Origin of the sequence: Clostridium sp., assembly GCF_047777555.1 — a bacterium.
Taxonomy (GTDB): domain Bacteria; phylum Bacillota; class Clostridia; order Clostridiales; family Clostridiaceae; genus Clostridium_H.
Genome location: NZ_JBKEEV010000006.1, coordinates 107,017 through 126,529, shown reverse-complemented (window position 1 = coordinate 126,529; position 19,513 = coordinate 107,017). Strand labels below are relative to the sequence as shown.

General features: G+C 32.0%; 22 protein-coding genes. 5 read left to right on the top strand and 17 right to left on the bottom strand.

The features are described from left to right. Positions 1-173 precede the first annotated feature (173 nt). Both ACFWTK_RS10575 and ACFWTK_RS10570 read left to right on the top strand, forming a co-directional pair. On the top strand, positions 174-743 hold the full coding sequence (locus ACFWTK_RS10575; protein ID WP_415875981.1) for a LemA family protein: 570 nt from the start codon (positions 174-176) through the stop codon (positions 741-743). A gap of 17 nt (positions 744-760) precedes the next feature. Further along, the gene (locus tag ACFWTK_RS10570; RefSeq protein WP_415875980.1) at positions 761-1,546 is read left to right on the top strand and encodes a TPM domain-containing protein; all 786 of its coding nucleotides are present in this window, start codon (positions 761-763) and stop codon (positions 1,544-1,546) included. 129 nt (positions 1,547-1,675) lie between these two features. On the opposite strand, the gene ACFWTK_RS10565 is transcribed toward ACFWTK_RS10570, so the two are convergent. The 14 genes from ACFWTK_RS10565 to ACFWTK_RS10500 all read right to left on the bottom strand — a co-directional run bounded on the left by ACFWTK_RS10565 (position 1,676) and on the right by ACFWTK_RS10500 (position 13,310). Continuing rightward, positions 1,676-2,167, bottom strand: a complete 492-nt coding sequence (locus ACFWTK_RS10565) for a hypothetical protein (protein ID WP_415875979.1) — start codon at positions 2,165-2,167, stop codon at positions 1,676-1,678. 146 nt (positions 2,168-2,313) lie between these two features. After that, positions 2,314-3,201 (bottom strand): multicopper oxidase family protein, encoded by an 888-nt coding sequence (locus ACFWTK_RS10560; RefSeq protein WP_415875978.1) that lies wholly within the window; start codon positions 3,199-3,201, stop codon positions 2,314-2,316. Positions 3,202-3,829: 628 nt separating this feature from the next. Next, on the bottom strand, positions 3,830-4,321 hold the full coding sequence (locus tag ACFWTK_RS10555; protein WP_415875977.1) for a DUF2691 family protein: 492 nt from the start codon (positions 4,319-4,321) through the stop codon (positions 3,830-3,832). 241 nt (positions 4,322-4,562) lie between these two features. Beyond that, positions 4,563-4,988, bottom strand: a complete 426-nt coding sequence (locus ACFWTK_RS10550; protein WP_415875976.1) for a SoxR reducing system RseC family protein — start codon at positions 4,986-4,988, stop codon at positions 4,563-4,565. A 57-nt stretch (positions 4,989-5,045) separates the two neighbouring features. Then, a complete protein-coding gene (locus ACFWTK_RS10545; RefSeq protein ID WP_415875975.1) occupies positions 5,046-5,261 on the bottom strand; it encodes a heavy-metal-associated domain-containing protein in 216 nt (71 codons plus the stop codon). A 116-nt stretch (positions 5,262-5,377) separates the two neighbouring features. Further along, positions 5,378-7,834 (bottom strand): heavy metal translocating P-type ATPase, encoded by a 2,457-nt coding sequence (locus ACFWTK_RS10540; RefSeq protein WP_415875974.1) that lies wholly within the window; start codon positions 7,832-7,834, stop codon positions 5,378-5,380. Between the two features lie 19 nt (positions 7,835-7,853). Next, positions 7,854-8,009: an LDCC motif putative metal-binding protein gene (locus tag ACFWTK_RS10535; protein ID WP_415875973.1), complete on the bottom strand. Its 156-nt coding sequence runs from the start codon at positions 8,007-8,009 to the stop codon at positions 7,854-7,856. 101 nt (positions 8,010-8,110) lie between these two features. Further along, the gene (locus ACFWTK_RS10530) at positions 8,111-8,266 is read right to left on the bottom strand and encodes an LDCC motif putative metal-binding protein (protein ID WP_415875972.1); all 156 of its coding nucleotides are present in this window, start codon (positions 8,264-8,266) and stop codon (positions 8,111-8,113) included. 22 nt (positions 8,267-8,288) lie between these two features. After that, positions 8,289-8,555, bottom strand: a complete 267-nt coding sequence (locus ACFWTK_RS10525; RefSeq protein ID WP_415875971.1) for a metal-sensing transcriptional repressor — start codon at positions 8,553-8,555, stop codon at positions 8,289-8,291. A gap of 233 nt (positions 8,556-8,788) precedes the next feature. After that, a complete protein-coding gene (gene lgt / locus ACFWTK_RS10520) occupies positions 8,789-9,619 on the bottom strand; it encodes a prolipoprotein diacylglyceryl transferase (protein ID WP_415875970.1) in 831 nt (276 codons plus the stop codon). 55 nt (positions 9,620-9,674) lie between these two features. Next, positions 9,675-11,051, bottom strand: a complete 1,377-nt coding sequence (locus tag ACFWTK_RS10515; protein ID WP_415875969.1) for a sensor histidine kinase — start codon at positions 11,049-11,051, stop codon at positions 9,675-9,677. Then, positions 11,052-11,738 carry a response regulator transcription factor gene (locus tag ACFWTK_RS10510; RefSeq protein ID WP_415875968.1) on the bottom strand — a complete coding sequence of 229 codons (687 nt, stop codon included), beginning with the start codon at positions 11,736-11,738 and terminating at the stop codon, positions 11,052-11,054. A 155-nt stretch (positions 11,739-11,893) separates the two neighbouring features. Further along, positions 11,894-12,088: a hypothetical protein gene (locus ACFWTK_RS10505; RefSeq protein ID WP_415875967.1), complete on the bottom strand. Its 195-nt coding sequence runs from the start codon at positions 12,086-12,088 to the stop codon at positions 11,894-11,896. A gap of 166 nt (positions 12,089-12,254) precedes the next feature. Continuing rightward, a complete protein-coding gene (locus ACFWTK_RS10500) occupies positions 12,255-13,310 on the bottom strand; it encodes a DMT family transporter (RefSeq protein ID WP_415875966.1) in 1,056 nt (351 codons plus the stop codon). Between the two features lie 199 nt (positions 13,311-13,509). Between ACFWTK_RS10500 and ACFWTK_RS10495 the strand changes: the two genes are divergently transcribed. Next, positions 13,510-15,327, top strand: coding sequence for an urease accessory protein UreH domain-containing protein (locus ACFWTK_RS10495; protein WP_415875965.1), 1,818 nt, complete (start codon positions 13,510-13,512; stop codon positions 15,325-15,327). Positions 15,328-16,204: 877 nt separating this feature from the next. On the opposite strand, the gene ACFWTK_RS10490 is transcribed toward ACFWTK_RS10495, so the two are convergent. Beyond that, on the bottom strand, positions 16,205-16,807 hold the full coding sequence (locus ACFWTK_RS10490) for a recombinase family protein (protein ID WP_415875964.1): 603 nt from the start codon (positions 16,805-16,807) through the stop codon (positions 16,205-16,207). A 175-nt stretch (positions 16,808-16,982) separates the two neighbouring features. Here ACFWTK_RS10490 and ACFWTK_RS10485 point away from each other — a divergent pair, with 175 nt between their 5' ends. Together ACFWTK_RS10485 and ACFWTK_RS10480 are read left to right on the top strand one after the other, a co-directional pair. Beyond that, positions 16,983-17,312: a transposase gene (locus ACFWTK_RS10485; protein ID WP_242976316.1), complete on the top strand. Its 330-nt coding sequence runs from the start codon at positions 16,983-16,985 to the stop codon at positions 17,310-17,312. 53 nt (positions 17,313-17,365) lie between these two features. Next, on the top strand, positions 17,366-18,238 hold the full coding sequence (locus ACFWTK_RS10480) for an IS3 family transposase (RefSeq protein ID WP_242976315.1): 873 nt from the start codon (positions 17,366-17,368) through the stop codon (positions 18,236-18,238). A gap of 118 nt (positions 18,239-18,356) precedes the next feature. Here the strand turns inward: ACFWTK_RS10480 and ACFWTK_RS10475 are convergent, their stop codons facing one another. After that, positions 18,357-18,824, bottom strand: coding sequence for a hypothetical protein (locus tag ACFWTK_RS10475; protein WP_415875963.1), 468 nt, complete (start codon positions 18,822-18,824; stop codon positions 18,357-18,359). Positions 18,825-19,222: 398 nt separating this feature from the next. After that, on the bottom strand, positions 19,223-19,357 hold the full coding sequence (locus ACFWTK_RS10470; protein ID WP_415875962.1) for a hypothetical protein: 135 nt from the start codon (positions 19,355-19,357) through the stop codon (positions 19,223-19,225). Positions 19,358-19,513 lie beyond the last annotated feature (156 nt).

The window sequence follows — 19,513 nt, the reverse complement described above, 5'->3', positions numbered from 1 at the left end:
AATTTAAATTTAAAATAAGTATGTAATCAAATAATAAATATTCCTGTTTTTGATATGTATAAAACATTCATCCAAACACTTTATATGGAGGTGATTATAAAATATTAGCAATAAGAATTTCATCCTAAGTAATATTATCATATTTTGTACAGTTTAAAATTGGAGGTAAATATATGAAAAATAAGACAAGAAATTTGTTAATAACACTAAGTATATTACTATTATTGATTATACCTTTTATTAGTGGTTATAACAAAATGATAGGACTTGAGCAAGGTGTAGCAACATCCCAAGCCAATATAGATACTGAATTAAAAAGAAGAAGTGATTTAATTCCTAATATTGTGAATACAGTTAAAGGGTATGCAGCTCAAGAAAGCAAAGTTATTGGAGACGTAGTGGACGCAAGGGCAAAGCTTGGAGGAGCACAAGCAATAGAAGATAGAGCTAATGCAGATGCAGAACTTTCATCAGCATTATCCAGGTTGCTAGTAGTGGTTGAACAATACCCAGAACTAAAATCAAATGAAAATTTTAGAGATTTATCAGTTACTCTTGAGCAAACAGAAAATAGAGTTAAAATAGCAAGACAAGATTATAATAAAGCTATAAGCCAATATAATACAGCTATAAGAAGATTCCCAAACAATATTGTAGCAGAAATATTTGGATTTGATCAAAAGGAGTATTATAATGCTCCAGAAGGTGCTGAGGAAGTTCCAGAAGTAGATTTCACAAAATAAAAGGGGTGAATTAATGAATGACTATAAAAGTAATTTTAAAAAGCATTTCAACCCCCTTATTACTCTTTTTTTTATTTATATTAATTCCCTTTAAAAATGTAAACGGGGAGGTAGAATTACCTTCTCCAACGAATTTAAAATACGTAAATGATTATGAAAATCTGCTAGATATAGACACAAAAGAGTATATAATATCAGTAGGTAATGAACTAGAAAATAAAACAGGTGCCCAAGCTGTAATTGTAATAGTAAACTCTCTTGAAGGTAATGATATATCAGACTATGGTAATAAGCTATTTAGAAATTGGGGGATCGGACAAAAGGATAAAAACAATGGCCTTTTAATACTACTTTCTATGGAAGATAGAAAATGGAGGGTGGAAGTAGGAAGAGGCCTTGAAGGAGCAATACCTGATATTTTAAGCAATAGAGTTATGGAAAGTGCAGCAGTCCCTGAATTCAAAAATAATAATTATGGAGAAGGTCTAAGGAACACTTACTCTATATTTGCCGATATGATTGCTAAAGAATATGGAGTAACTTTAGAGAAAAATGAAAAAATAAATTATGATTTTAGTGAAGAAAGAAGCAATACTTCAGTTCCAGTAATCGCCATACTAGGATTAATCATAATAGATATAATGCTTAATAGAGGAAGATTATCAAGACTTTTACTAGATTTAGTTTTTTGGAGTTCCATCTTTGGTGGAAAACGATGTGGCGGAGGCAGAGGCGGATTCAATGACTTTGGCGGCTTCGGTGGTGGTGACAGCGGAGGCGGAGGTTCATCTGGAGACTGGTAAATTATAATTTATCCATAGCGTAAAAAAAGTCTGTTTCTCCATGCAGACTTTTTTATCATTATATAATCTTATGTTGATACTTGCTCTTAAAATTCAATAAGAGGTAACCAGTTTAGTTACCCCTTAAAATTATAAACTTCCACTCATCATTCCGTTAAAATTTCCATTCATCATTCCATTAAATTTCCTTGTACTTTTAGTATTTCCAACCCTTCCATTTGAACCATGACAAGATTCTGCTCCCCCCATAGACTTATGCATTTCAATCATTTCTTCTCTTCCTATACCTTCCATCATCCTAGCCATATTTTCATTGCCACTTTCCTTCATTATATCAACCATCTTTTGATAATCTTCTTCTGTGATATTATTCATAAAATCATCCATAGCTTTATAGTTACCTTTTTCTACCTCCTTCGCAAGATCTTTATAACCATTCTTTTTCATAATATCTAGCATATCATCATATATGTCATCCTTACTCTGATTAGATATTGTAGTAATTTCTGTTTTTATAGGCTGATTTACTGCCTTATCATCTTTTTCATTTGCATAGGCAAATGAAGCCACCCCTAATGTAAGTACTGCTGCTGTTGTTATTCCTATTACTTTCTTAATCATAGTTTATCTCTCCTTTTAGTTAGTTTTTCTATATAAAAAGTATACTTCTTAATTGTGGAGGAATTATGAAGACACCAAAAAATAAGCCTAATATTCATCTATCAGACTTATTTTAAGTAATAATTTTAAACCTCTACTATATTGACTTACTTGTAAACAATAGTCGTAAACATGCCTCCTATTGGATCTGTCATATTATTAGTCATATGATGTGGTATGTGACAATGAAACGGCCATATACCTGGATTATTAGCCAAAAACTCTACATCATAAGTTTCCCCTGAAGCTACATGAATTGCATTCTTTTTCATTCTATTACACGGATGTATTGTGTTTCCATCTGAAGCTGATATATAAAATTGATGACCATGGATATGAATTGGATGACCATCTTTCATAGCATTTCCTAATCTTACTCTTACTATATCCCCACAGTTTACTTCCAATGGAGTAACAAAAGGAAAACATCTTCCATTCATAGTAAAGAAATTAAAATCATGGGCATGTGGATCAATATCATACTTTCCTTTCTTAACTACTCCCATTGGCAATCCTTCTACCTTAAACTCCTGTAACATAATAAAATAGTCTCTATCTACATTTAAATGATAAGGATCTAATACTATTAGTCCCCCTTCTAAGCCCATCATCTGTTGTTTATGTGAAATATGATGAGTATGGTACATATGGGTTCCTGGTGAATTAATTATCTTAAATCTATAGTCAAAATATTCTCCGGGTTCAATTTTAGGTGAAGGCTGAACATCTGGTACACCATCCATGACATTAGGTACGTCCATACCGTGCCAATGAACACTGGTTGCTTCAGACAGCTTATTATACACTCTAAAGTTAACATAATCTCCTGGATAAACTTTGATAGTAGGTCCTGGTGTGCTTCCGTTGTAACCCCAAGCCTTAAGAAATACTCCTGGAAGTATTTCTCTTTCCACTTCTTCTGCTACAAGTTCAAAATACTTAACTCCCTTTATCTCCTTGCATGGAAGATTAGGAAGGTCTGGTGTAATAACCATTAAGTAATCCCCCAAAAATACTATTTATACTTTATTAGTATATGTTGTATTTTGAGCTAAGTGCTTCTTATTTCTTATTTAAAACTTTATAACTATATAAGTTTCTTCATATTTTCTACATAATTCGCTAATATAATATGTGTATAGCAAGTTAATCAATAATTCATCCTTAATTTTATAATAAAGAGGAGTCTGTTTTCTCCATGTAGACTTCTCTTTATTATTTTATATTTTAAAGTATACTACAATATTATTTATTATTTAAATTTTTTGTCATAGAAATATTTTAAGGAGCGAATGAAATTGGCAAAAAACTTAAATAATGAATTTATGAAAAGTAACCATGCTCATCACGAGGTAAAATTCCCTGCCCCTCACTCATAAGAGTGTGGAAGGATATGCCTTCACTGTGCAAGAGAATGTAGTCGCTTTGCAATGTCAATGATGTAGACTTTTACAAATAAAAATAAAACTTCTTAAGTTCTGAACTTTTAAAGTTCCAAAATTCTTAAGAAGCTACCATCTAATAAATCCTTCTATACACTATTAGTAAATAATATAGAAGGATTTCATATTTATCATTTTTCTACTGAATTTCTGTTTCTAGAAGAAGCATATGATTTATTAACTATACTTCTTCTATTCCTACTACTTCATACCCTGCATCATCAGTAGCGAATTTTATATCTTCAATATACTCAACATACTCATAACCCTTTGATAGAGCATACTCATACATGTTCGATACTAATTGGCTATCTTTACACCAAAACACAACATAGGAACAGTCATATACTGAAAGCATAATTTGGCAATCACTTTCTAAAAAATCCTTATACTTAGATACTGCTTTAATAGTTCCATCTTTAGAAAAAGCCCTTAAAGTTACAAAAATCATATAATAAGTATTATTTTTAGAACTTTCATAAAGTTTTTCCCCAGATATTATTCTATCATCATTAAATAAGAACTCATTTGTAAATTGATTATTTTTCAATAGATATATCTCGTCATCATCAACCAACCACTGATAGCATTTGACTGGTAAAGATTCTAATATATTAGATAAATAATTTCCATATTCATTTGGAATTTCAAACCTTACACCCACATTTTTCATTTACCTAGCCTCCAACCTTATTGATAAGTCATCTTACGATTGCGACTTACTTCATACTTTTTAATTTATTTTATTTAATTATTTTTTCTATATAAAAAGTATACTTCTTAATTATGGAGGAATTGTGAAGGACCTATAAAATTATGTAATTTTTAACTTAATAAATTTATTAGATATTAATCTTAGTAAATAAGGAAAAAAGCAGGTCTCGTAATCTATGTGACTACAAGATCTGCTTGATTTACTTAATTACTGTTGTCATTTGTAAAGTATATTCTTGTTTCTGAACAGTTTTTTTACTAATTTGGTGCAAAACACTATATGAAATTACAAGAGCTGCTACTCCTAATATTAAACTTAAAACCTCAGTATTTGAATATCCAAGAGTACCAAATATCCTGTAACCAAGACCTATTCCGGCAAGAAGCATAACTAGTGGAAAGGCATATACCCAAAGAAGCATTTTATTAAAACCATTTTCATGCATTTCAACATTTACTCGATCTCCTACCTTTGCTCCAAGAGTATTTCTTATTTCAGTTGTAACACCTGCTGATGCACAAGCAAGCTTACAACTAGCACAGCTATCACCACAGCCACCTTGTCTTTTAAAAGACATCATAGCATATTCTCCATTAATGGAAGTTATATATCCTTCCTTTATCATGTGATCAACTCCTAAAGCCTTACTAAAGTTTTACCCTCTAACAGGATGAACTAACAATTATAGTTCTTCTATTCCTACTACTTCATAACCTGCATCATCAATAGCGAATTTTATATCTTCATCATCTACAGCTACAGTTGCTTCAATCACTGCTGATTTAGAATCTAAGTTTACATCTACACTAGTTACTCCACTAAGTTCGCTTAATGCCTCCTTAACGTGATTAACGCAGTGTCCACAGCTCATTCCTTCGATTAATATTTTCTTTTTCATCTTTTACTCCTCCTAAAATTATATATTTAATGTTTAAAATTAACTAACTATTAGGAAACTCCTTCTCGTTCCTCGAATGAGAAAGTGACTCACACCAAATCGTAGATTTGGGTTCGCTACTTTACTGGCTTAAACGTTTTTAGCCTTAATGCATTACCAAGTACTGAAACAGAGCTTAAACTCATAGCTGCTGCAGCTATCATTGGATTCAATAATGGGCCTCCAAAGATGTATAAAACCCCCATAGCAACTGGAATACCTAATGTATTGTATCCAAATGCCCAAAATAGATTTTGTTTTATATTCCTTATTGTGCTTTTACTTAGCTGTATAGCAGTTGGAACATCCATTAAATCACTTCTCATAAGAACTATGTCTGCTGATTCCATAGCAACGTCTGTTCCAGATCCTATTGCTATGCCAATGTCTGCTTGAGCTAAAGCAGGAGCATCATTTATACCGTCACCAACCATGGCAACTTTCTTTCCTTCTGACTGAAGCTTTTTAACTTCATTAGCTTTATCTTGAGGTAATACTTCCGCTAGAATTCTATCTATTCCGACCTGTTTTGCGATAGCTTCAGCAGTTCTCTTGTTATCACCTGTAATCATTGCAACTTCTATACCCATCTTATGAAGATGTTCTATAGCCTTCGTGCTATTTTCTTTAACCGTATCTGCAACTGCTATTATTCCTGCTAGCTTCCCTTCAATGGCTACATACATTGGGGTCTTTCCTTCTTCAGCAAGCTTATTAGAAGCTTCTTCTAAGTTTTCTAATGAAATATTACGTTCCACCATAAGTTTTCTGTTGCCAGCTAAAATTTCTTTTCCATCAATTTTCACTTCAATTCCATGGCCAGGTATTGCTTTAAAGAAATCAAGATTCTTAAATTCTAATCCTTTTTCTTCAGCGCCCTTTACTATAGCTTCACCAAGTGGATGTTCTGATCCTTTTTCAGCTGATGCAGTTAATTGAAGTAATTCATCTTCTTTTATTCCATTTACAACTACAATATCTGTAACCTTAGGTTTACCTTCTGTTATTGTACCTGTCTTATCAAATACAATTGTTTTAATTTTATGAGTAGTTTCTAGTGCAACACCACTCTTTATTAATACTCCATTTTCTGCACCTTTACCTGTCCCAACCATAATAGCTGTTGGAGTAGCTAATCCTAGGGCACAAGGACATGCGATAACTAATACAGATATAAATATTGTTAAAGCAAATATAGGCGACTTACCTCCAAGGAAATACCAAGCTAAGGCTGAAACAATTGATAAGCCTATTACTACTGGAACAAAGTAACTGGAAATTACATCTGCTAATTTTGCAATTGGAGCTTTAGATCCTTGAGCATCTTCTACTAATTTAATAATTTGAGCAAGGGCTGTATCTTTTCCAACCTTTGTGGCTTTATATTTAATTGTTCCATTTTTATTGATACTTGCTCCAATAATATTATCTCCAGCATTTTTTTCTACAGGTATACTTTCCCCAGTAAGCATTGATTCATCAACTGAAGTATTTCCTTCTAAAACAACACCGTCTACTGGCATTTTTTCTCCTGGCTTAACTACAATAACATCTCCAACTTCAACTTCATCTATTGATATTTCTACTTCTTTACCATCTCTTATTATTGTTGCTGTCTTAGGAGCAAGCCCCATAAGTTTCTTTATTGCTTCAGAAGTTTTTCCTTTTGTAACTGATTCCAAATATTTCCCTAAAGTAATAAGAGTTAAAATTACTCCTCCTGCTTCAAAGTATAGTTCATTTGCATATTCTCCATTGCCTCCATAGATTTGTACTATAGCATATATTCCATAGATGAATGCTGCTGAAGTACCTATGGCAATTAAAGAATCCATATTAGGACTTCTTCTGAATAGTGACTTAAACCCTACTGTAAAGTACTTATGACCAACAATGATAGGTGGTAAAACTAATATCAATTGCGTTATTGCAAAGTTCCATGGATTCATCATTGGATCAATAACTTCTGGTAGTTTTATACCAAGGGCTTCACCAAACATATGTCCCATAGCCATATATAATAGTGGCACTGTAAAAATCGATGATATTATAAATCTTCTCCATAAAGATTTTATTTCTTTTTCTTTTCTTTCTTTATCTGTATCTACGGCCGCTTCATCTTCGACTGCCTTGTATCCTGCCTTTTCTACTGCTTTTTTTATATCTGAAACCTTCACCTTTGATGCTTCATAACTTATAGTTAATTTTTCTGTTGCAAAATTTACATTTGATTCAGTTACTCCATCAAGCTTTCTGGTAACTCTTTCTACGTTTTTAGCACAGGAAGCACAAGTCATTCCTTCTATCTTCAATGTCTTTGTACTAGACTCAATAAGTGCTTTGTACCCTGCTTTTTCAATAGCAGATTGAATGTCTGGTATTGACACCTTTGTTTCGTCAAAATTAATTTTTAGTTTTTCTGTAGCAAAGTTTACATTTGCGTCAGTAACACCTTGAAGCTTTTTAGATGCTCTTTCTACAGCCTTTGCACAGGCTGCACAGGTCATGCCTTCTATTTTAAGACTCTTTTCCAAACCTTACACCTCTTTTCCGCTATTCTTTATGAGCTTTATCTTGATTCCCTGCAAGATTAGCTCTATTCATAGCACAGCAATCTAGCTTACCAGTAGTATTGCCAAAGGCCTTTTCATTTTTTTTTGCCATTTTTTCTATACTCTTCTTAAAATATTCTTTTATAAAATTTTTCATAGTATACCTCTCCCCTAATAATTACTTTTGATAGCATTTGCACAAGCTCCAAAGGTCATATCTGTCTTTTATGACTTTTTGCCAACTCCTACCTCTACTTCTTATTTATTTTGAGAATTACCTTTATTTCCTCCAAGATTAGCTCTGTTCATAGCACAACAATCTAGCTTACCAGTAGTATTCCCAAAAGCCTTTTCATTTTCTTTAGCCATCTTCTCTATACTCTTTTTAAAATATTCTTTTATAAAATTTTTCATAACCTATCTTCCCCCTTAGTGATTATTTTTGTATAACCTTTTCTAAAATGTTTATTATCTCTTCTAATTTTTCTTCACTGCTATCTTTGCCTAAAGCATCCTTTACGCAGTGATGTATATGCTGTTTTAAAATTAGAATATTTGCCTTTTTTAAAAGAGCTTGTGCTGCAATAATTTGATTTGATACATCAACACAGTATCTTTCATCTTCAACCATCCTAATAATTCCTTCAATTTGACCTTTAGATGTCTTTAACAGTTTTACAGCATTCATTTTTTCCTGGTTCATCACTCATCTCCTTTTTCAAATCTACAGAACTATTATGATGATATTTAGGTGCAATCCACTATGAAAAGTAACTTTAACATTTACCCCCCTCCCTCCCCTGGAGGGCAAATTTGAAATAAAAAAATTTTCTTTAAATATATAATAATTAAATATTATGAAGATTGTATGAAGAAATGAAAAGTTTTGGATTTTTTTATTTCTTCATATTAACTCTGAAATACTCCATCTAATAATTAACCTTGTACAAAATAGAATATAGTTAAAGATACTAATATTAAAGCAAATAAATAAAATATCAAAGTACTTGTTTTAACTTCGTCTTCTATGGTAGTATCCATCTTTTCTTTACTTTGATTAAGAATTAATTTGTAAGCAATTAGTCCAATAATTATCAATACCAAACTTAAAAGATGAGAAATCGAAAAAGGTCCCCATATTACAGGATTTGTTCTAAAGAATTCCACTATGCCTCTTATTACAGGAAATGCTATTAGGTATATTACAAATAATTCACCTTCGAACTTCTTCCTAAAACTTCTTTTCCATAAAAATATAAATAGTATATAGTCTAAAACAAACTCATAAACTTGTGCTGGATGTACTATTTGTCCACCATTAAGAATACCCCATGGCATAATATTTATCATAGGTTTTCCAAAGACATCACACCCTACTCTACCAATACCTTGTGCTAGTGGTAATGCCATAACTACAATATCAGCAAGCTTAAAGAAGGATAATTTGCTTTTAATTGAGTATATATATCCTGCTATAATAGCTGTAAAAATACCTCCGTGTATTGAGAGACCCCCTTCATCTATTCTAATAATCTCTGATGGATTACTAAAATAAAATGATGGATTATAAAATAGTATATAGAATAGTCTAGCTCCTAATATCCCTGAAATAACTACTACCATAATTAGGTTTAATATTGAATCCTCATGGATTCCTCTTTTTTTCCCTTGTTTAATTGCAAATGTACCTCCTGCAATCATACCTATTGCTATCATTAAACCAAAAAAGTATATATGAATTGGTCCAAAACTCAGTAGTTCTTTCATGTTTATACCTCCTTCAATTTGTGTTGTTAATTAATTACAAAGTATTCTTTATCTTTTAAGCATCAGCAAACTTATTGAAATATATCCTAAAAGTAGTACCTTCCCCTTCCTCGCTTTCCACCTCTATACTTGCAGAATGAAGCTGCAATGTATTCTTAACAATGGTTAAACCTATACCACTGCCTTCAATTTCGTGTCTGCTTTTATCTCCTCTATAAAGTCGTTCAAATATAAAAGGTAAGTCTTCTTCCTTAATCCCTATACCATTATCCTTCACTTCCGCGATGATGTTTTTGTTATCATGATATACATTAATCCATACATTTCCTTTTTCTTTAGTGAATTTAAGTGCATTAGACATCAAGTTTATAAACACTTGTGTTAATTTATCTTTATCCCCAGAAATTCTATAATCCCTATTTGGCTGTATATAACAATCTATTTTTATATTTTTCTCTTCTGCGGCCATATAAAAACTCTTATATACCTCTCTAACTAATTCATCTAAAAACATGGTCTCAAAGCTAAGCTTCATGCTTTCCACTTCGAACTCTTTTAAAATATTTAGGTTATTTAACAACCTTCCAAATCTAATCACTTCATCATTAAGGTGGTTCATTCTCTCCGTTGTAACAGGAAGGATACCATCTATCATTGCTTCTAAATTATTTTGGAGTACATTTAATGGTGTCCTTATTTCATGAGAAATATCAGAAACTAATCGTCTTCTAAGTGTATCTTGATATTTTAATTTTTCAGCCAGTATATTAACACTATTTCTTAGATCCTCTAGTTCTTGTATATTACTATTTGTATTTGATTTTCTATTAAATTCACCTCTAGATAAGTGTACAGACATATTTGCCACCTCTTTTATTGGCATAGAAAACTGTCTAGAAAAATAAAGGCTGATTATTATTATGATAACCAGGGTCATAATACCGCTGGCAATTATGCTTTTATTTATAGAGGCTTTAAAGTTTATATCTTCCTCGCTTAACAATATAGAAGAATATTGACCAATTTCAATATATCCTACTACATTATTATTAGATTTTATTTCAAATTTTTGTGTAGAATATACGCCTTTATCCTGTACTTGCATATTGTTAAGATTAAATCTATTGTTTACATCCTTTGGATCCATTCCCCATATAACCTTATTATTATCATCATATAAGGTTAAACAGTAGTTTCCCATATAGGCTTCATGCATTAACTCTACTCCAGAATCCTCTTCCCATTTTCCTTCTCTCTTATAAGCTTCCTCTAAATATGAAACTATTCTTTCATACCGTTTGTTTTGAGTGTTTATCATATATTCATTAAATTTATGATTTATAGTTAAATTTACAAAAAAGGTAATAAGTAATATAGCAATAATCGAACAAAGCACAAATAAAATGCTCAACTTTTTTCTAATTGTCTGCAATTAACTTTCACCGCCAAACTTGTAGCCTACTTTAGTAACGGTAATGATATACTTTGGACTTCTCGTATCTTCTTCTATTTTTTTACGAATATTTTTTATATAAACATCAACAGTTCTATCATATCCATCAAAATCAATACCAAATACCTTGTCTATAAGCTGTTGCCTTGATAAAACATTTCCTTTGTTTAGAATAAGAACATGCAATATATCAAATTCATTTGGGGTAAAAGCTATTTCTTCCTGATTAACTTTCACTACTCTTTTGTCGTAGTCCACCAATAGCCTTCCATCATCAAAAATAATGCTGGAAGCCTTAGTTTCTGTACCTATTCTTCTAAAAAGAGCATTGACTCTTGCAGTAAGTTCTCTGGGGCTAAAAGGTTTTACTAAATACTCATCAGCACCTATATTTAGACCATCTATCCTATCTTCTAAAGCTCCCTTTGCAGTTAGCATAAAAACATGTACATCAGAGCTTTGTCGTATTATCCTGCATACTTCTTCCCCACTTATATCAGGAAGCATTAAATCGAGAATTATTAGTTTTATATCTACTGATTTAGCTATTTCTATACCCTTTATTCCTCTAGTAGTACAATGCACTTTATATCCTTCTTTTTCTAAATAAGCTTTTAAAACCTCAGATACTTTTTCTTCATCTTCAATAATTAAAATATTATTCATATAAATTCACCTCTTTATTATAATGAAGTCCTTTTCCTCTAGTCAGAGGAGTTCCCACAGAGTAAATGATTCTCACCAAATTAAAAATTTGGGTTCTCTATTCTCTACTTAAGATTTGTGCTCTTTGTCTACTATATCAAATTTTTTTAAAGATTTTATGAAGATTTGTCGCAACTTGATGAAATTTTACCGATAATATTTATATTTATTTCTTTAACAACAACTTGAGGGCTTAGGGTAAGAATTATTGCAACAAGCTTGCCTATATCCGAAGCCTCAAGAAGCCTTGCATTTGAAACTTTTTCACTTGGAACACGTTTTTGTGTAAATGTTTCCCCTGGATTAATCAAGGTAACCTTAAAGTTTATAAAGCTTTTTTAATTATAGGAATCCTGCTCCAGTCATAAAATACACCCTATAAAGTAAACCGTTAAAAGATTCTACTCTATAGGGTATCTCTATCATGTTACACTAAGAAAATTTCTATTTTTATAGAGCAACCAACCGTATATTTGTTTAATGAAAGTGTGAATGATGTATATCAGGTGTATGCTCATGTGCATGAACTATTTCATCATGAATATGCGGATGAGAGTGTTCTCCTCCAACTGTGGATGGGTGAGTATGATTATGATGTTCATCTGAATGATTATGTCTATGCTCATGTTCAATAGATTTATGTATATGCTCATGAGAATGCTTTTCTACAACAGCAAAATAAGTACCTATAATCATAATAATTAAGGCTATTATAAAATAAATAGTTATAGGCTCTGAAAAGATTATGAATGATATTCCTACACCAACAAAAGGTGAAACTGCATAATAAGCACTAGTCCTAGCTGCTCCTAAATGTCTTTGAGCACTAACGTAAAGAAATATACTAAGTCCATAAGCAAGGAAGCCAAGCAATAAGGATAGTATTATATATACAGTATCCCATAACATTTCTCTCGCCAAAGCTGCAATAATTAAAGCGCCTATTCCTGAACCAAATCCCTTAATAATTACAACCTGCAAAGGGTCTTTCAATGAAAGCTTTCTTGTGCAATTATTTTCAAGCCCCCAAAAGATGCAGGCAAGCAACACAAAAATAGCCCCTAATGAGAAGGATAAATTAGTAAAATCCTCTACAGAAAGTATGCTGCTGGACAAAGTAATAAGTGTTATAGAAAACCATAAGCGCTTACCAATAGCCTCTCTGAATACTAAAAGTGCAATAATTGATGTTGCAACAATCTCAAAGTTGTTCAATAAGGATGTAGTTGAAGAAGTTGTTTTGGTAAGTCCAAGCATTAAAGATATAGGTGCTGCTATGTCCAGCAAAACCATAAGTATAATAAAAGGTAATTCCCCCTTTGCTAGCCTGGCTTCAACTCTCTCTACCTTAGAAATCCTTTTTATACTATCCACAATTAACATACCAATGCCTGCACCTAAATACAAAAGTGCAGAGAGTAAGAGTGGAGGTATTTTTACCAATAACATCTTTGAAAAAGGTGCACTCATCCCAAATAATGCTGCGGCCAGTATAGCCTGCCCAACTGCAATATAATTTTTATTATATTCCATTTTTCATCCTCCTTATCTCTTATTTTCTAACCTCACAGCATAAGCTTCTAGTTACATATTATTATAGCCTTAGAAAAAATTTTAAACTTCCATCTTCATAAAATCAACATATTTATTTTGTATAATTAATCAAAAGTATTATCTGGAAAAAATAGTTAAACTTTAACTCTACCCATTAGGTATCAATTAGGAGGATTTTATGAGTATTAGGAGAGAGCAATTTAAGGTGTACGATATGACATGTACATCCTGTGAGAATCGAGTTGAAAAAGCTGTTTCAAAAATTCAAGGAGTAACAAATGTAAAAGCTAGTTACAGCGGTCAATTTGCAGAAGTTGAATTTGATGATGAACTATGTAATGTAAAAGAAGTTAAAGACGCTATTAAAAAGGCCGGATATGCTACAGAAAGTTCTAAGGATTATAGGTTTATGGGAATTCTTATTATAGTAGCTATTGTAGCATTGCTTGGTTTTAACACCAGCGGCTTTGACATGGAAGCAAAGCTTACTAATGCTTCTTATGCTGTTCTATTTCTTGTGGGTATCCTCACTTCAATTCACTGCGTTGGTATGTGCGGAGGAATTATGCTCTCCCAAAGCATATCAAAGGTAGACACTAGCAAATTTCAAGCAATTAAACCAGCGCTATTGTATAACTTAGGAAGAGTTATAGCTTATACAATTCTAGGTGGATTAATTGGTGCTCTTGGTTCAGTATTCGCACTTACAATTACCACAAAAGCAATGATGCAAATAATCGCTGGTTTATTTATGATCATGATGGGCTTTAATATGGCTGGCTTTAGTATCTTTAGAAAGTTTAATATTAAGCTGCCTCACGGTCTTTGTAAGGCTAAGAATAAATCTGGTTCTCCTTTTATTGTAGGGCTATTAAATGGTCTTATGCCTTGTGGCCCTCTTCAAACTATGCAGCTTTTTGCTCTTGGCACAGGAAATGCTGTAAAGGGTGCTGCATCCATGTTTGTCTTTGCCATAGGAACAGTACCATTAATGCTAACCTTCGGTGCGATATCAGGAATTTTAAGTAAAGGTTACACAAAGAAAATCCTTAAGTTTAGTGGTGTGCTTATTATAGCTCTTGGTTTCATCATGGGAAATAGAGGATTTGCCCTATTTGGAATTAATATTAATCCTGTAACAGCACTTGCTAGTACTGCTAGAGGTTTAATTGGTGGTAACTCTACAGGTGTAGGTGGAGCTAATGTGGCTAAAGCTGTTATCCAAGATGGGGTTCAGGTTATTAACATGACTGCTAACAATAATGGCTATACTCCAAATGCATTTTATGTTCAAAAGGGAATACCTGTAAAATGGATAATTAACGGAACAGAACTTAATTCTTGTAATAATGCTATTGTTATCCCTGATTTAGACCGTGAAATAAAAATAAAACGTGGTGAAAATGTTATAGAATTTACTCCTGATGAGGCTAAGGATATCAACTTTAGTTGTTGGATGGGGATGATAAGAGGTGTAGTAAAGGTTGTTGATAATCTTGACTCTGTGGATATATCAAAGGCTGACCCATCGCTACCGCCAGCAAGTACTGGACCTAGCTGCTGTGCTACTCCTATAGATGATGGTACTGAATATCCTCCTAGTATCTACGGCGGGGACATAACTAAAGCGCCAACAGCAGCTTTAGTAGGAAAAGCAGAAGTTTCAGAAGAATATCAAAGCGCAAAATTCAAGGGTATTGGTTATGAGCTGCAGCCTCTAATAGTAGTTACAGGTAGCAGTACAAAAACAAAACTCACCTTTGATTTAAGTGCTTTCGATAATGTTGAAGGTGAATACATCATAATAGACGGAACCACAGGTGATGAAGTTGCTTCCTTCACTGGGGTGAAAGGTATAAATGAAGTAGAGTTCAGCCCTAGCAAAGCTGGTGGTTATGGCATTGTTAAAGATGACTTTATTCTTGGAGTAATTGAAGTAGTTGATGATTTAGAGACTACCGATGTAGAACAGGTACGAGATAAATATATTAAATAAATTACATAGAAAGAGAGAAGTATATGATTATAGTATCATTCTTCTCTTTTCTTTTGTTTAAGTTTTCGGTTTTTAATTTATTAGATTAGAATTGAAGATAATTTGCCACCGAAAAAATTTCGGTGGCAAATGGGTTATTAATGATCTTTACAAATATTTGATTTTATTAAACTTGATTTAACTAATAAATACTCATAAAATCTCTTTGCCTATTTAGTGTTCCATTTTTGACTTTATATCTATTATTTTTTCAATTTCTACTTGGGTATTAAATGTTATGTCATTTAAACTTCCTAAAATATAAGAATGCAGATATGGTGGCATATCATGCATAAGCTTATGAGAATTAACACTTATTACATAGCTCCTAACTACATCTGGTAATCTTTTTCATCTATTTTTAGCAGTGGAGTATGTTTTCCTAAGTGTGCAAATAAAACTCCTCATATAATATGATATCATTTTTAAATCCGCTGAAGAAAAATGCCCAACCATCTTTTTTATTGTGTTTCCAGCCAAACATATCCACTGAACTTTCATATTTTCAAAGTTAACTGAAATAGAATATGGGTCAGTACCACTAACTCTTTCCACACTGCCACTAATCATATTTCTAATTTCAACTTCGACATTTTCACTTACAGTTCTAGTAGAGCCTAAAATATAATAATTTTTATTTTTATTATTAGCTATGAAATTCTTAAATTAACACTTTTGCAGGTACACTTTCACCAGTTGGATCAAGTCTTAATATTTCATTTAAAGTTATAAATGGCAGTTAATATCTTTAAGTAAACATAATTGGAGCATTAATTATATCTCCTAACATAATAAAATATCCTCCATGTTAGTGTTATTATAATTAATTATGCAAATATTAAGATATTTGTTCATATTGCTTAGCAAGTTTGTAAAAAGTACTCTTGCTTAAATTAAGCTTTTCCATAGCTTTTATTGCTGTGATATTCTTTGATTTCCATTCCTTATAGACTTGTTCCCACTGCTCAGGAAGTTCTGCCTTAGGTCTACCTAAATGTTTTCCTTTTGCCTTAGCAATTTTTATACCTTCTTGCTGTCTTTGCTTGATATTCGCTCTTTCTTGTTCGGCGACAAAAGAAAGCACCTCTAAAACTAGATTAGAAACAAAGTTTCCTATTAAATCTTTATATTGAGTTGTATCTAATAAAGGCATGTCTAATACTTTAATATCTGCCCCAATTTCTTGAGTAATATCCTCCCATTCCCTTTTGATTTCTCTCGAGTTTCTTCCAAATCTATCTATTGATTTTATGTATACTATATCACCAGTTCTTAAAACTGTTTTTAGTGCTTTATATTGAGGTCTGTCAAAATCCTTGCCGCTTTGTTTGTCAATATATATATCACGTTCATTAATCCCTATATCCACCATTTCTTTGAAGTGCCTATCAATATTTTGATCTGAACTGCTTACCCTAATATAAGCAAAAACTTTTTCCATAATTGGTTACCACCTCCTTTTATTCAATATAATACATATTAATCATATCGCAACAGTACGTAAAGATCACCATTTATTTTTATACGTTCTTAAATGCTTTCTCATAAGCCCCTAAATTGATTTGGACAATTGCCTATACATTTATTATAATGTAGAAAGTGATTGGAGGTAAGCCATGAGAGGAAGAACTTATACAAAAGAATTGAAGGAAGAAATATTAAGAGAAGTTAAAGAAGTAGGAAATGTTTCATTAGTCTCAAGAAGACATGGAATATCAAAATCAACAATATTTACTTGGATTAAGGAATCTAAGAATAAAGATGAGATTAAGATTAAGCCAGGAAGAAAGGCTTTAGTTGAGGGAGATAAAGAGCTAGAGAGTGAATTGACAGAAGTAACAAAGGAGAATGATCAGCTAAAGAAGCTTCTAGGTGAGAAAGACCTTGAGATAGCAATACTTAAAGACTTAATAAAAAAATCAAACCCTCAATTAAAGATAAAGTAGAAATAGCTAAAAAATATATAGAACAAGGATATAACGCAGTTTTTGTACTAAAGGTGGTCAAACTTAGCAAATCAACATATTACTATAATTTGAATGTAGAAGGTAAGGAAAAGGCAAAGCCTAAAGGCGGTAAGCCTAGGGGATACAGCATAGACCAGGAAGAAAAGAAGGTATGCGATGAGCAGATCAAAGAGTTTATTATGGAATCAATTGATGGAGATGCAGCTGACTACGGCTATAGAAAAATAACCTACCATCTAAGAAAACACTATAAACTCACAATTAACCATAAGAAGGTTTATAGGCTGTGCAAGGAGCTTGGAATACTAAAAGACCAAAGAGTTATTAAGCCTAAAGTAAAGAGAACTATCGCTGTAAACAGGACTATAACAGGCTCAAATCAACTTTGGGAGATGGATATTAAGTATGGCTATATCCATGGCGAGGATAAATTTTTCTATCTTCTAAACCTTATTGATGTCTTTGATAGAAGCATCATTGATTACCACATGGGATTCCACTGCGAAGCTAAAGATGCGGCAGCATTACTGAGAAAATGTCTAATGCAAAGAAATCTATTTGCAGAAGGAGCCTTAAAGCCTGTAATAAGAACAGATAATGGGCCACAGTTTGTAAGCTATAAATTCAGCGAATGCTGCGAAGAAATTGCAATAGAACACGAGAGAATACCTGTTAAAACACCAAATAAGAATGCACATGTAGAATCATTTCATAGAATACTTGAGGATGATTGCTTGAAAAAATATGAGTTTCAAAGTTATGCAGAAGCATACGAAGTAGTAAACGAATTCATGGAATTTTATAACAAAAGGAGAATTCACTCAAGTTTAAAGTTTATGTCACCGAATGAATTTTATAACCTTCATTTTGGAGAAAGTCTAACTAATATTGAAATAAGGGTGTAATTCTGACAAAACTAAAGAATTTATTAGGTTTTGTCCAAAACGAAGGGGTTAATCCGATATGTGCATCTGTATATTATTTAAGTGATAATTAGCACTCGCTTTTACCTAACCATATATATTACATTATTTGTTTCATAGGTGGCTTTGTAATCAAGCCATGAGTATCAGTAAAATGACTTAATATACTTACAATTACATATCCATATACATCACGACATTCATAGGAATCCCATCCGTATATATCAATAACTTTTACTATGTCATTTATTTGCAAGCCATTCACATACTGTCCGATAAAATATTGAGCCTGTCCCAATTCTATGCTGCTGTAATTCTCAACTATCTCTTCACAAAATGCACTTATAGGTTTGTTGTACTCACATACTATTCCATCATCATAGTATTCCGCAGCAAAAGTCTCGCAATTAGCATAGAAATTCAATAATTCCTCATCCTCATGCATTAGCACATATACAAATCCTCTCTCATCCAAGTACACCTCTACATTAGTAATAATCTTATCGTTGTAGGTACCACCTAACATATATTTGACATCATTTCTTATAATTGTCTTTACTTTTCTCATCATACCACGCTTCTTAATCTATTTTAACTTTGTCCATAATGTTCTAGCCTTACTATTTAATCTATATAATCGTAAACTATAATCCTTTAAATTACTCTTAGTTAATACTGCAATAATTTATTTTCACATTGTATCTAATGTAAATATTCAATCCAATAACTACCACCATTCATTGAATCAGTTTCACTAATTCGAGCTCTCAAATTAATTTACTGTTTATATTTCATATTATAGATACCTTTTTTATGAAAGTCTAATTTTACTCCATACAAACTTTCACAAAAAAATTAGCAGCTATAATCATATGAAAATTAAAGATTATAGCCGCAATAAAACAACCCCTGAGGCCATATACCTCAAGGGTTTTGTAACACATCCTATGGGATTTTAGTTGTCCACTATCCACAATTCGAGACTTCCGTTACTACATCTCTAGTTTCAAATATTACCTTTCTTGAAGCTCTAACTGCTTTAAAATCAAAAATTAGTCTTGATGGCTTACTTTTACAATAGGATCGTTTAGTTCTATTCATTTTCCTATTACCATCCATTCATTTTACCATACTTTAACAATCAATCTATTTAGAGATAGCCTTTATAACAAGTCTGTATATGTTGTTGTAAATTAATTTCATAATATCTTTCTTCAATTTATATTATATAGCTTTTAACAACTATACTTAATAATA

What these genes read in the sequence shown, in the direction of transcription:
- ACFWTK_RS10475 (WP_415875963.1), bottom strand. Translation starts at nt 18,824, where the DNA reads ATGAGAAAAGTAAAGACAATTATAAGAAATGATGTCAAATATATGTTA.
- lgt (WP_415875970.1), bottom strand. Translation starts at nt 9,619, where the DNA reads ATGAAAGAACTACTGAGTTTTGGACCAATTCATATATACTTTTTTGGT.
- ACFWTK_RS10535 (WP_415875973.1), bottom strand. Translation starts at nt 8,009, where the DNA reads ATGAAAAATTTTATAAAAGAATATTTTAAGAAGAGTATAGAAAAAATG.
- ACFWTK_RS10525 (WP_415875971.1), bottom strand. Translation starts at nt 8,555, where the DNA reads ATGAACCAGGAAAAAATGAATGCTGTAAAACTGTTAAAGACATCTAAA.
- ACFWTK_RS10575 (WP_415875981.1), top strand. Translation starts at nt 174, where the DNA reads ATGAAAAATAAGACAAGAAATTTGTTAATAACACTAAGTATATTACTA.
- ACFWTK_RS10545 (WP_415875975.1), bottom strand. Translation starts at nt 5,261, where the DNA reads ATGAAAAAGAAAATATTAATCGAAGGAATGAGCTGTGGACACTGCGTT.
- ACFWTK_RS10570 (WP_415875980.1), top strand. Translation starts at nt 761, where the DNA reads ATGACTATAAAAGTAATTTTAAAAAGCATTTCAACCCCCTTATTACTC.
- ACFWTK_RS10470 (WP_415875962.1), bottom strand. Translation starts at nt 19,357, where the DNA reads ATGAATAGAACTAAACGATCCTATTGTAAAAGTAAGCCATCAAGACTA.
- ACFWTK_RS10555 (WP_415875977.1), bottom strand. Translation starts at nt 4,321, where the DNA reads ATGAAAAATGTGGGTGTAAGGTTTGAAATTCCAAATGAATATGGAAAT.
- ACFWTK_RS10500 (WP_415875966.1), bottom strand. Translation starts at nt 13,310, where the DNA reads ATGGAATATAATAAAAATTATATTGCAGTTGGGCAGGCTATACTGGCC.
- ACFWTK_RS10485 (WP_242976316.1), top strand. Translation starts at nt 16,983, where the DNA reads ATGAGAGGAAGAACTTATACAAAAGAATTGAAGGAAGAAATATTAAGA.
- ACFWTK_RS10565 (WP_415875979.1), bottom strand. Translation starts at nt 2,167, where the DNA reads ATGATTAAGAAAGTAATAGGAATAACAACAGCAGCAGTACTTACATTA.
- ACFWTK_RS10490 (WP_415875964.1), bottom strand. Translation starts at nt 16,807, where the DNA reads ATGGAAAAAGTTTTTGCTTATATTAGGGTAAGCAGTTCAGATCAAAAT.
- ACFWTK_RS10530 (WP_415875972.1), bottom strand. Translation starts at nt 8,266, where the DNA reads ATGAAAAATTTTATAAAAGAATATTTTAAAAAGAGTATAGAGAAGATG.
- ACFWTK_RS10495 (WP_415875965.1), top strand. Translation starts at nt 13,510, where the DNA reads ATGAGTATTAGGAGAGAGCAATTTAAGGTGTACGATATGACATGTACA.
- ACFWTK_RS10560 (WP_415875978.1), bottom strand. Translation starts at nt 3,201, where the DNA reads ATGGTTATTACACCAGACCTTCCTAATCTTCCATGCAAGGAGATAAAG.
- ACFWTK_RS10550 (WP_415875976.1), bottom strand. Translation starts at nt 4,988, where the DNA reads ATGATAAAGGAAGGATATATAACTTCCATTAATGGAGAATATGCTATG.
- ACFWTK_RS10510 (WP_415875968.1), bottom strand. Translation starts at nt 11,738, where the DNA reads ATGAATAATATTTTAATTATTGAAGATGAAGAAAAAGTATCTGAGGTT.